The sequence below is a fragment of the Streptomyces sp. NPDC050433 genome, from assembly GCF_044458565.1.
In the GTDB taxonomy this organism is placed as follows: Bacteria; Actinomycetota; Actinomycetes; order Streptomycetales; family Streptomycetaceae; genus Streptomyces.
Window position 1 is genome coordinate 273367 of the sequence record NZ_JBITIB010000005.1, and the last position, 12440, is coordinate 285806.

Below are 12440 nucleotides of genomic sequence, written 5' to 3' on the forward strand. Positions count from 1 at the left end.
AAAATCACAGCATCCCTGTTGCCAAGCTGATGCAATGTGCCCCGACGCGACCCGATGCGATCCGTGACGGACCCCCGCATAGGGTGGAGGGCATGACAGACCAGGCTGTCCGCCCGGAGACAGATATTCCGGGTAAGCCCACGTCGGCGTCCCGCACCACGCTCAGCCACATCATGAGCGGCAGTGACACCAACCTGCTCGGCACGGTGCACGGCGGTGTGATCATGAAGCTCGTCGACGACGCCGCGGGCGCCGTCGCGGGCCGGCACTCCGGCGGGCCCGCCGTCACCGCGTCCATGGACGAGATGGTCTTCCTGGAGCCGGTACGGGTCGGTGACCTGGTCCATGTGAAGGCCCAGGTCAACTGGACGGGCCGGTCCTCCATGGAGGTCGGCGTCCGCGTGCTCGCCGAGCGCTGGAACGAGTCGACCCCCGCCCAGCAGGTCGGCAGCGCCTATCTCGTCTTCGCCGCCGTCGACGCGGACGGCAGGCCCCGCCCCGTACCGCCCGTGGTCCCGGAGACCGAGCGCGACAAGCGCCGCTACCAGGAGGCGCAGATCCGGCGTACGCACCGGCTCGCCCGGCGGCGCGCGATCAAGGAGCTGCGCGAGAAACGCGCCGCGGACGGCATCGACGACTGACCGGCTTCATCCCCGCACGCGGTTGGTGCGTACGCGGTCGGTCGTACGCAGCGTCACGGGCACACCACCTGGTCGCCGGTCACCGCCCCGAACTCGCCTTGGTGCGCGTCCTCCGCCCGCACCGGCCGCACCGCCTTGTAGTCCGTCCCCGCCATCACCTTCAGCGTCGCGCCCTGCCGGTCCACCGGCCGCGGCTCACAGCCCGGCAACGCCGTGGCCAGGGACTTCGCCGAGCGGTCCCAGCGCGGATCGAACAACACCTGCGTACGCGACACCTCGGGTCCCGCGTGGTTCAGCGGGGCGCGCGTCGTCTTGAAGCCGGTCGCGCGCAGGGCGCCGTCGACGCGCTGGCCCAGACCGTCCTGCCGCGTCGCGTTGTAGACCTGCACCTTGATCTGCTGCGGCGACACCTCGACCATCGTCGCCGGCACTCGCGCCTGTGCCTGCGGCCCGCGCCGCCCCTCGGGGCCGGACGGCGTCAGCGGCTTGTCCTCGCGCAGCGCCTGGAAGAGCTTCTTCGACTTCACCGGGTCCCACTTCAGCGTCGAGCCGATGCCCTTCACCAGGAAGCCCTCGCCGGTGACCGGCACCGACGTGAACTCCGACGACGCCGGCGTGAAGTCGCGCATCGCCTTGCCGAGCGCCAGCATCTCCTCCGTACCGAAGCCCTTGTCCGCCCGGACCGAGTCGAGCATCGTCGAGGTCACACCGCGGAGCTTCACCGGGTTCAACAGCACACCGCTGCTGGTCGCCTGCTTGATCAGCGCCGCCATGAAGCGCTGCTGGCGCTGCATCCGGCCGAGGTCGGAGGAGCCGTCGAGATGGCGGGACCGTACGTACTGGAGCGCCTGGCCGCCGTTCAGCTTGTGCGTCCCGGCGGTCAGGTCGAGAGCGGTGTGCGAGTCCTTCAGCGGCTTGGCGGTGCAGATCTCCACCCCGCCGAGCGAGTCGACCGTCTTCATGAAGCTGGTGAAGTCGACCTCCAGATAGTGGTTGATCTTCACGCCCGTCATGCTCTCGACGGTCCTGACCGTCAGGTGCGGGCCGCCCTCCGCATACGCCGCGTTGAGCTTCACCGGGTGCTGTCCGTGCTTGTCGCCGCTGGTCCCGTCGGTGTGCGCCGGCAACTCGGCGTAAGTGTCGCGCGGCAGGCTCACGACGCTCGCGCGCTCCCGGTCCGCCGAGATGTGCACGAGCATGATCGTGTCGGTGCAGTGGCACGGGGCGCCGCCGAGCCGGTACTTCTTCCGCTCCTCCTTGGTGATCTTGGAGCGGCCGTCGGTGCCGACGACGAGGATGTTCAGGCCGTGGCCCCCGTCGGGACGGTTCTTCATGTCCTTGAACGGGTCGACCCGGCTGATCTCACTGTCGAGACTCGTCACGACCGCGTGGCCGATTCCGCCGGCGCCGAGCACCAGCACCGAGAGGGTCGTGGCCACCCGCATCCCCCAGCGGGGCCGTCCGGGGCGCCTGTTCCGCCGTCCGCCGCGAACGGGCCGGGCACCGCGCGCGGCCCGGACACCGGTCTGCGACGGTCTCGGCCGACCGGCGGGCCGGGGCCGGGGGGAGCGGGGTGGTGCGGGCACGGGGGACACCTCCGCGGGTGACGGGAACGACTGGACTACCGGGTGACGGGGCGAAGGGCGGCCAGGGGACGCAACGTAGGCCCATACGATCAGCAGCCTTGCCCTGAGCCCGCCCGACGCGCGTCGCAGTCCCCCATTCGCGGTAACGTGGCGTGCGATGAAGCCGTCTCCCTGACGCCCGAAGGACCACATGCCTGCCCAGCCCCCCGCCGTCTCCGTGATCATGCCGGTGCTCAACGAGGAACGGCATCTGAGGAACTCCGTCCAGCACATCCTGGAGCAGGAGTACGACGGCGAGATGGAAGTGGTCATCGCCCTCGGCCCGTCCACGGACCGCACCGACGAGATCGCGGCCGAACTCGTCCGTGAGACGGCGGACAGCGCCCGCGCCCGCGTGCAGACCGTGCCCAACCCGACCGGCCGTACGCCGGCGGCGCTCAACGCGGCCATCAAGGCGTCCAAGCACCCCGTCGTCGTACGCGTCGACGGCCACGGCATGCTCTCGCCGAACTACATCGCGACCGCCGTACGGCTCCTGGAGGAGACGGGCGCGCAGAACGTCGGCGGCATCATGCACGCCGAGGGCGAGAACGACTGGGAGCACGCCGTCGCCGCGGCGATGACCTCCAAGATCGGCGTCGGCAACGCGGCCTTCCACACGGGTGGCAAGGCCGGGCCCGCCGAGACCGTGTATCTCGGTGTCTTCCGGCGGGCCGCGCTGGAGCAACAGGGCGGCTACAACGAGGAGTTCATCCGCGCCCAGGACTGGGAGCTGAACTTCCGGATCAGGGAGGCCGGCGGCCAGATCTGGTTCTCGCCGGAGCTGCGCGTCCAGTACCGGCCGCGGCCGTCCGTCCGGGCGCTCGCCAAGCAGTACAAGGACTACGGCCGTTGGCGCCATGTCGTCGCCCGCTTCCACTCGGGCTCGATCAATCTGCGCTACCTCGCGCCGCCGGCCGCCGTCTGCGCCAACGCCGCGGGTGTCGTGATCGGCCTGGCCGTCACGCCGTTGGCGCTGATCGTGCCCGCCGGCTATCTCGCCGCGATCGTCGTCGGCTCGATACCCGCGGGCAAGGGCCTGCCCCTCAAGGCGCGGCTCCAGATCCCGCTCGCGCTCGCCACGATGCACATGTCCTGGGGGTTCGGTTTCCTGACGAGCCCGCGCTCGCTCGCCAAGAAGGTCATCGCGAGCCGCCGCCCGGCGGTCCAACAGCCCGTCTGAGCAAGGCCGTTACGCACGAAGGACGCCAAGAGGCCCTGGGCTTCCTGGCGTCCTTCGTGCGCACACCACCTCCCGGCTACCAGGTGAAGCCGGGCTGAATCTCCATGCACTCGCTCTCATCGGCGCCGTTGAGCGCCCGCGCCGTGTCCGGCGTCTTGTTCTCGTCCTTCGCCGCTGCCTTCGGGTACGTGTCACCCGTACGCCAGTCGGCGCCGACGACCAGCGTCACACCCGACACGTCCGTCGACTTCTTCGCCGAACTGACCGGAATGCCGAGGGACTTGGCGACCGCCTGCGCGTCTCCTTCCAAGTCGGCGCTGGGGTACAGGACTTCGGTGCGTTCCGTGGCGTCGGGCGTCCTGTCCGCCACGGCCTTCGTGTAGCCCTCGCCGACGAGCAGCCCCGCCACGGCGGTGGCCCGCTGAGGCGTCGGCGCCTGCGTGTCGCCGCCCGTTCCGTTGCGTACGAGTACCCCGGTGTCGGCCGGAGCCGCCGCCGGGTCCTTGGACTCGGCCGGGGGCTTGCGCTTGGACGCCTTGCCGTCGAGCGGCACGTCGTCGCGGACCATGGTGAACAACTGGTCGGCGTCGCCCGGCTTCGGGAACACCCGCCCGGCCTCGGTGCCCTCGCCGTACACGTTCGGCATCGTCGCCATCGTGATGCGGTTCGTGGGTACTTTCTTGAGCTCTTCCGCCAGGTCGTACAGCTTCTTGACCCCGCCGAGCCCCTTGTCGACCGTCAGCGCTTCGGTGGCCGCCTCGGCGAGGCCCATCAGCTTTCCGGGGTCGGTCAGCTTGGCACCCTTGCGCAGCTCCCGGACCATCGAGTTCATGTACATGTGCTGGGCGTGGGTACGGGCGAGGTCGCTGCCGTCCTCGAAGCCGTATCGCGTACGCAGCCACTGCAGGGCCTGCTCGCCCTGGATGACGTTCTCGCCCTGCTCCAGCTTCAGCCCGGAACCCTTGCCCTCGGCGTTGCGTGAGTGGACGTTCTCCTGGACGCAGACCGGTACGCCACCGATGGCGTCGGCCATCGACACCACGCCCGCGAAGTCGATCATCATGAAGTGGTCGATGGTGATGCCGGTCAGCTCGTACCAGGTGGCCACCGTGCAGCCCGGACCCCCGCGTCCCAGGCTTGCGTTGGTCTGTACGTTGTCCTGGCTCGCCGGGTAGACCTTGCCGGTGTCCGGGTCCGTGCACTTGGGCATCTTCAGCATGGTGTCGCGCGGCATGCTGACGACCGACATGTTGCTCCGGTCGGCCGAGACGTGGAGCAGCATCTGTACGTCGGCGAGCGGCGGGCCGCCGAAGGTCTCCTTGGCGCCGCCGAGTTCCTGGTTCGCCTTGGAGTCGCGGGCGTCGGAGCCGATGAGCAGGATGTTGAGCGGGGTCTGGCCCGCGGCGTTGGCCTTGTGGTCGGCCATCGGCTTGTCGCCGAGCGTCAGGTCTTCCTTCTTGAGCTTGCCGTCGAGATGACGGTAGTAGAGGTATCCAGCGCCGGCCGTGCCGAGTATCAGCAGGGCGAGAACGGAGGAGACCCAGCGCAGTATTCGGCGCTTCCCCCGCCGGTTGCGGGGGCGCGGGCCGTTGCGGCGGGGCCGGCCCCTCCTCGTCCCGTCAGAGGTGGAGCCGGAGCCGTCACCACCGGCGGCACTGTCGCCGGGGGAGCCCAAGCCGACTGACGTGCCGTCAGGACCGGTGGCCGTGCTGCCCCCGCCGCCCTCGTACAGACTGTCGTCCCAGCCCAACTCACCGGCGTGCGCGACGCGTTGTCGCGTCCCTTCTTCGTGCGTGCTCTGCCCCACCCCGAGCCCCCTGCCCCTGTCGCTCAAGCGCCACGTACGAGCCGGCGCTCCGGGCGTACCGGAACCGGTCTCACTTGGCGCACACTTGCTTGTCCGCTTCCGTCTTCTCCACGCCGTCCGGCACCTTTGCCGGACCGACGATGGGCACCCCCGCGCCCTTGAAGTCCGCCCCGAGGGTCAGCGTCATCGCCTCAAGCCCCTCGGCGTCCTCCTTGCCCGGCTTCATCGCACCGGCGGGCAGGCCCATCATGTCCGCGAGACGGCGGGCCTGGTCCGCCTGGTTCGGTGCGTACTCCAGCGACGTCTTGTCCAACTCCTCAGGCGCGTTGCCCTTGTTGGTGGACTTCAGTACGCCTTCGTCGATCTGCAGCCAGTTGAGAGTCTCCTGGGCGGAACCCTGCGGCCCGCCGCCGTTGAACACATCGACTCTGACATCGGCCGGGTCGGCCTTGGTTCCCTTGAGGAGCGCCGCCTGCTTGCTCTTGGCGGCCTTCTCCTGCTCCTTCACCTCGGTGAGGGACGTGTCGTTCTGCATCATGGCGAACAACGGCTTCGCCTGGCTCTCGTTCACGACGACCGTCGCCTTCACGACCTCCGCCGGGTTGTCTATGACGGGCAGCGTGGTGAAGCTGATGTTCTTCGGGTCGACCTTGGACAGCTCCGTACCGAGGTCGCGAAGCTTCTCGATGCTGCCGATACCCGTGTCCACCGTGAGCGCGTCGGTCGCCGCCGACGCCAGGTCCCACAGCTTCGAGGGATTGGTCAGGGTCTCGCCGGACTTCATCTTCCGGATCAGACCGCTCAGGAACTGCTGCTGGGTCTTGATCCGGTCCAGGTCGCTCTCGTTGCCGAAGCTGTGCCGTGTGCGTACGAAGGCGAGAGCCTGCTCGCCCTTGATGACGTGCTTGCCCTTGCTCAGCTTCAGTTTCGAGTCGGGGTCGTCGACGTCCTTGGCGACACACACCTCGACGCCGCCGACCGCGGTCGTCAGCGTCTTCACCGCGTTGAAGTCGGCCATCATGAAGTGATCGACCGTCAGACCGGTCAGCTCCTTGACCGTACGCATGGTGCAGCCCGGATCGCGCTCGGACTGGCCGAGGCTGGTGTTGAACCGGACGCCCTGCTGTCCGGGGATGACCTTCGTCTCGTCCCCGATCTTCGTCTCGCAGTCCGGGATGTCGGTGATCAGGTCACGGGGGATGGAGAGCGCGGTCGCGTTCGTCCGGTCCTTGGAGACATGGAAGAGGATCGTGGTGTCGGCGTGGCCGACACTGTTCTTGTCGCCGTATCCCTCGTTGCCGGACCCCGTGCGCTTGTCGGTGCCGATCACCAGGATGTTCACGGCCTGGTCCTTCTTGAAGCCGCCGCTGCCCGCGCCCTGGACGTCAATCGTGTCGATGTTGCTGTTGAGCTTCTCGTACGCGTAGTACGCCGCGCCCGCGCCGCCGATGAGGACGAACGCCACGATGCCGCCGGTCCAGGCCAGGATCTTCTTCTTCCGGGACTTGGGCGGCGCCTTGCGCTTACGGCGGCCCGCCCCGACGGGCCCGGCGTCGGAGTTGTTCGCGGCGCGGCGGCCCCGCTGGCCGGGTACGTCCCGCCGGGACGTACCCGAAGTGCCCGTGGAACCTGCGGAGTTACGGGCCCGGGGGACGCGCGTGGTCGCGTCGTCGACACCTGAACCGGCACCTGTGCCGGTGCCCGCGGCTCCCGCTCCCGTTCCTGCTCCGGCTCCCGTTCCCCCGGCGCCGGGCGCTCTGCGGTCCCTGCCGGAACGGCTGTGCGGCGCGCCATCCGTGGGAGGCGCGTTTCTGGACCGACGAGGGGCGCCGTGCCCGTTTCCCGTGTCACGGGAAGGGGCGGACGACTGCCCTTCGGAGTGGTTCAGTCGCAATTCGTAATTGCCGGTTTGCGGGTTGAGTACCCACTGGTCGGCGGGGTCGATCCCGTCCGACTCTCCACGGCTATGCGCATCCACGGTTGCTTGAGTCCTCCGTCGGTGCCACGCGAAGCGCCTCTTCCCCCAAAGGCGCTCGGTCTTTCGGTCCGGCAGTCCATGACCTCGCGGTCCGATGAACCGGATTGCGTCACACTATCCGCCCAGTTCAGCGTCGAGCGACGCCAGTGACAAATTCGACTCCTCTTACAAGGGGGCAATCTGCCCAATCGTCATAGACTGTCGACCTCTCCTTGGTATTGCTTTTACTCACAGAGGCCGGCGGCGGCATTTGTGCCCGGAAAAGTCGGAGTCGGAGTGGCACTCGACGGTCCCATGTCATCCGGTTTTCCATCTGTTTTCGAACTTCCGCCGTCACGCTGAGTGTTCTCGTTGGCTGGTTTCTCACCGGCGGGCACGATCGAGACGGGCTCGTCCTTGCGTAGTTGCGTGAACAGATTCCCCGCGTCCGGCTGTACGAGTTGGTCGCGGTTCGGGTCATTGATGTAAGGCTGTCTCGGTACGGTCAGGAATTGAACCTTTTCCGTCGGTACGTTCCGCAGGCCCCGCGCCAGGTCGTAAAGATCCTTGAGGGAGTTCAGACCGGGATCGGTGGTCAGGGACTTGGTCGCCGCGTCCAGCACCGGATACAGCCGCGTGGGATTCAGCAGAACACCGTTACTCTGCACCTTCTTGACGAGCGAACCGAGGAACTGCTGCTGGCGCTCCATGCGTTCGGTGTCGCTGCCGTCGCCGATGGCCTTGCGTGCCCGTACGAAACCGAGGGCCTCCTCACCGGTCAGGGTCTGCTTGCCCGCGGGCAGTTTCAGACGGGCGTCGACGTCGTCGACGGGCTTCTTGAGACAGACCTCGACACCGTTGACCGCGTCGACCATGTCCTTGAAGCCGCTGAAGTCGATCACCATGTGATGGTCGACGCGAATGCCGGTGAGCGTTTCGACCGTACGGATCGAGCAGGCCGCCCCGCCCAACTGGAACGCCCAGTTGAACTGCGCGGACTGCTTGTTGGAGCGTCTGCCGTCCGGGCTGAGACAGCTCGGGATCTCGACCATCAGGTCGCGCGGGATGGACATGGCGGTCGCGCTCTGCCGGTCGGCGGCGAGATGCAGCAGGATCGTGGTGTCGGAGCGCTGCGAGCCGCCGTCGTCGCGGCCGTACTTGCCGTTGCCCGCGCCCGAGCGGGTGTCGGAGCCGATGAGAAGGATGTTCCTCGCGTCGACGGCGATGGGCCTGGGGCGTTCCTTCTCGTACGCCCGCAGCTCGGATTCGGCGGTCCTGTCGGTGGTGATGTTGCTGTCGAGCTTCTGGTAGAACCACCAGCCGATACCGGCTGCGGCGAGGACGACGACGGAGGTGCCGAGGGCGGTCCAGCGGAGCCAGTGACGTGTGTGCGGGGCGGGGGCGTCCGGGTCCTCGGGGCCGTAAGGGCCTTCGGAGCCTTCGGAGTCCGCGACGGCTTCTGCCTGGGGTACGGCGGTGGCGCCCGCGTCCTGGGACGCCCCGTCCTTGGTCCCGTCCTCCGGTTCGCCGGGCGACGCGGTCGGTGGCTCGTCCTCCGGCCGGGGGTCCGGTTCGGGCGGCGTGCCAGCACTGTCGGTCACGGCGGAGTCCATCCTTCATGGCGTCGGCGGCGCACGGCTCCGCCGGTTTCAGGGGTAGACGGCTGAACCGCGCGCTTGGTTGTGCACTGCACTGGAACTACCGACGATCATCTACCGGAGGCGGCGCTCCACGCCGGAACCTGTCGGACGATCAGGTCACCGTGTCGCCGACCGGCCGGCTTCGCGCACCACCTACATGCCGTCCGCCGTACCGGTGACCCGCTCGCTCTCGACCCGCTTGGCCAGCCCCTCCACCGACAGTTGGTCCAGATTGCGGCACAGCACCACGGACGAGCCCGCCGCGAGCGGCGCGTACAGCCCGGCCGAGAGCCCTTCCCAGGTGTCGTACGCCCTGCCGGACAACAGCCGCGCGCCGGGCGCCGTCAGGCCGAAGGCCGTCGCGTCGGCGCGCGCCCGCTCGACGACCTGGGCCGCTGTCAGTTCCGTACGCTCCCTACGTTCCGTACCGGCGACGACGAGCGCTGGCGCGTCCGGGTCCACCGGCGCGAACGGCGCGAACCGGTCGCCCTGCCCCGGCACCTCAACCGCGTAGTCGGCGAAGCCGTCGGGCGTCTGGGGGAAACGCCCGCCGAGCGGGCGCAGCGCGAGCGCCAGCCGCTCGCCGCGACAGGCGCGGGCGGCTTCCAGTGTGTCGGGGCCGGTGACGACGAGGTCCGCGTCCGCCGGGTCGCCGCCGATCTCGACGCTCACGCCGACCGAGGAACAGGCGAGCAGCCAGACCGCGGTCTGCCAGTGCGCGGGCAGCAGCAGCGCGAGCCGGTCGCCGGGTGCGGCGGCGAGGTCGCCCTGGAGGAGGTTGGCGGTCTTGGACACCCAATTGGCGAAGGTGGCCACGGACAATTCCACGCGTTCACCGGTGGCGTCGTCGTAGAAGGTGACCAAGGGGCGGGCCGGATCCGAGGCAAGGGCGGATCGCAGCAGGTCGGCGGGGGTGCGGTCGCTGGCGTTCACGCGGGCAAGGGTACGCGGGGCGGCCGGACGCACACCGCCGTACCGGTGACACCGTCCACCGGTTGGTCCGAGGGCCCGTCAGTTTCCCCGGCTGCTCCCGGAAGGCGGACACGGCCGGCCGGCCGCACGATCGGCACATGCGTGCATTCCTGTCTTCCTCGATCGGCGTCGCGTGTGCCGCGGCACTCGTACTCCCGCTCTCCCTGCCCTCCGGGGCTGCGGCGGCTCCCCAGGACGCCCGGAGGGGTTCAGCCGTTCCGGGCTCCACTGAGTCGCTGCCACTGGTCCCGCTCGGGTACGAGCGCTCCTCCGGTGTCGCCACCGAGCAGGGGCTGCCCCGGCGGGACGTCCAACCCTTCTCGCTCGTCGGTGTCGTCTGGGACGACGCCGACGCCGAACTCAACGGATCGGTCCAGGTCAGAAGCCGGTCCACCGAAACGGGCGCCTGGTCCGGCTGGCAGGACCTGGAGACGCACAACGCCGAGCACGGCGCCGACCTCGGTACGTCGGAACGCGACTCCGGCACCGTGCGGGGCTCGACGGCGCCGCTGTGGGTCGGCGCGTCGGACGGTGTCCAAGTACGGGTCCAGGCGCACGAGGACCCGCAGGCCGACCCGGAGACCCGCCCCACCCGCGTGCCGCTGCCGCACGGGCTGAGCCTGGAACTGGTCGATCCGGGGGAGGCGCCGGAGCAACTGCCGGTGACGGAAGCCGGCGCTCCGCGGGGTCAGGCTCTCGCGACAGCCCCGACGCCGACCCCCACCGCAGCCGTGGGCACCGACACGGCCGCCAAGCCGTACCAGGGTCCGCGCCCGAAGATCATCTCGCGCAAGGGGTGGGGCGCGGACGAGAAGCTGCGCGAAAAGCAGCTCGGCTACACGAAGACGGTCAAGGCCGCCTTCATCCACCACAGCGCCACGGGCAACAACTACACCTGCAAGCAGGCGCCCTCCGTCATCCGCGGGATCTACCGCTACCACGTGACGAGCAGCGGCTGGCGGGACATCGGCTACAACTTCGCCATCGACAAGTGCGGAAACATCTACGAGGGGCGCGCCGGGGGCGTGACGAAGCCGGTCATGGGGGCGCACACGCTAGGGTTCAACACGAACAGCACGGGCATCGCCGTCCTCGGGTCGTACTCCACGACCAATCCGCCCGCGGCCGTCACGACGGCGGTCGCCAAGCTCACCGCCTGGAAGCTCGGGCTGCACGGGATCAACCCGAAGGGCAAGGTGACGCTGACGTCGGCCGGGAGCAACAAGTACACGAAGGGCAGGAAGGTCAGCATGAACGCGGTCTCCGGCCACCGGGACGGCTTCGTGACCGACTGCCCGGGCAACAAGCTGTACAGCAAGCTCGGCACGGTGCGTGTATCCGCCGCGAAGTATCAGGGGCGCTCCTAGACTGGCTCGTCAGCCCCCGCACGGGGGACCGCCGGCCCCAGCTGGAAGCAGAGACGAACACGGTGACTGAAGCGATCCTCCTGGTCGGCGGCAAGGGCACCCGGCTCCGGCCGCTCACGGTGCACACGCCCAAGCCCATGGTCCCGGCGGCCGGTGTCCCTTTCCTCGCACACCAGTTGGGACGTGCGCGGGCCGCCGGGGTCGAGCACATCGTCCTCGCGACGTCGTACCTGGCCGAGGTCTTCGAGCCGTACTTCGGGGACGGCTCCTCCCTCGGCCTGCGGCTGGAGTACGTCACCGAACGCGAGCCGCTCGGCACCGGCGGCGCGATCCGTAACGTCGCCTCCCGGCTCGACTCCGGGCCGGACGACCCGGTGCTCATCTTCAACGGCGACATCCTGACGGGCCTGGACATCGGCGCGCTGGTCGACACTCACGCGACGTCCGGCGCGGACGTGTCGCTGCACCTGACACGGGTCGACGACCCAAGGGCGTTCGGGCTGGTGCCGACGGACGACGACGGCCGGGTCACGGCGTTCCTGGAGAAGCCGCAGACACCCGAGGAGATCGTCACCGACCAGATCAACGCGGGGGCGTACGTCTTCCGCCGCTCGGTGATCGACTCGATCCCGGCGGGGCGCCCGGTGTCGGTGGAACGCGAGACGTTTCCGGGGCTGTTGGAGTCGGGGGCGCATCTGCAAGGCATGGTCGACTCCACGTACTGGCTGGACCTGGGCACCCCCCAGGCCTTCGTCCGCGGCTCGGCGGACCTGGTCCTGGGCGTGGCCCCGTCCCCGGCGGTCCCCGGCCGCTGCGGCGACAAACTCGTCCTCCCGACGGCTGCGGTCGCCCCGGACGCGAAACTCACGGCGGGCACGGTGATCGGCGCGGGCGCGGTGATCGCGGAGGGCGCCCGCATCTCGGGCAGCGCGATCCTGGACAACGCGGTGATCGGCCCCGGAGCGGTGGTCACGGACTCCCTGGTGGGCGCGGGGGCGCGGGTGGGCGCCCGTACGACGCTGTCGGACACGGTGATCGGCGACGGCGCGACGGTGGGCCCGGACAACGAACTCCGCGCAGGCGCCCGCGTCTGGTGCGACACGACACTCCCACCCCGCTCGATCCGCTTCTCCTCGGACGCATAACCCCAAAGCCGCCGGCCGGGCATCTGCCTTCCCGGTACGTGTGTTCGGAACGGCCAGGTGTGCACTTCGTTGCCCCGGCCCGTACGCGTGAGGGCTCGCGCTC

The 12440-nt window shown here is 69.4% G+C and carries 9 protein-coding genes; 4 read left to right on the plus strand and 5 right to left on the minus strand.

Annotated features, from left to right (window positions below; translation table 11 throughout):
- Positions 1-92 precede the first annotated feature (92 nt).
- A complete protein-coding gene (locus ACIBLA_RS09210) occupies positions 93-641 on the plus strand; it encodes an acyl-CoA thioesterase (protein WP_356584539.1) in 549 nt (182 codons plus the stop codon).
- 53 nt (positions 642-694) lie between these two features.
- Here ACIBLA_RS09210 and ACIBLA_RS09215 read toward each other — a convergent pair whose 3' ends face one another.
- Positions 695-2086 (minus strand): LCP family protein, encoded by a 1392-nt coding sequence (locus tag ACIBLA_RS09215; protein WP_399198219.1) that lies wholly within the window; start codon positions 2084-2086, stop codon positions 695-697.
- A gap of 331 nt (positions 2087-2417) precedes the next feature.
- Between ACIBLA_RS09215 and ACIBLA_RS09220 the strand changes: the two genes are divergently transcribed.
- Positions 2418-3449, plus strand: coding sequence for a glycosyltransferase family 2 protein (locus tag ACIBLA_RS09220; protein WP_399198220.1), 1032 nt, complete (start codon positions 2418-2420; stop codon positions 3447-3449).
- Positions 3450-3525: 76 nt separating this feature from the next.
- On the opposite strand, the gene ACIBLA_RS09225 is transcribed toward ACIBLA_RS09220, so the two are convergent.
- The 4 genes from ACIBLA_RS09225 to ACIBLA_RS09240 form a co-directional block, all read right to left on the minus strand.
- Positions 3526-5256 (minus strand): LCP family protein, encoded by a 1731-nt coding sequence (locus ACIBLA_RS09225; RefSeq protein WP_399198221.1) that lies wholly within the window; start codon positions 5254-5256, stop codon positions 3526-3528.
- A gap of 70 nt (positions 5257-5326) precedes the next feature.
- Entirely contained in the window at positions 5327-7234 is a 1908-nt protein-coding gene (locus tag ACIBLA_RS09230) for an LCP family protein (RefSeq protein WP_399198222.1), read from the minus strand.
- Positions 7235-7458: 224 nt separating this feature from the next.
- A complete protein-coding gene (locus ACIBLA_RS09235) occupies positions 7459-8826 on the minus strand; it encodes an LCP family protein (protein ID WP_363245659.1) in 1368 nt (455 codons plus the stop codon).
- A gap of 180 nt (positions 8827-9006) precedes the next feature.
- Positions 9007-9786, minus strand: a complete 780-nt coding sequence (locus ACIBLA_RS09240; protein WP_399198224.1) for a TIGR03089 family protein — start codon at positions 9784-9786, stop codon at positions 9007-9009.
- Positions 9787-9923: 137 nt separating this feature from the next.
- Between ACIBLA_RS09240 and ACIBLA_RS09245 the strand changes: the two genes are divergently transcribed.
- Together ACIBLA_RS09245 and ACIBLA_RS09250 are read left to right on the plus strand one after the other, a co-directional pair.
- Positions 9924-11192 (plus strand): N-acetylmuramoyl-L-alanine amidase, encoded by a 1269-nt coding sequence (locus tag ACIBLA_RS09245; protein ID WP_363245661.1) that lies wholly within the window; start codon positions 9924-9926, stop codon positions 11190-11192.
- 62 nt (positions 11193-11254) lie between these two features.
- Entirely contained in the window at positions 11255-12337 is a 1083-nt protein-coding gene (locus tag ACIBLA_RS09250; RefSeq protein WP_399198225.1) for a sugar phosphate nucleotidyltransferase, read from the plus strand.
- Positions 12338-12440: the final 103 nt, after the last annotated feature.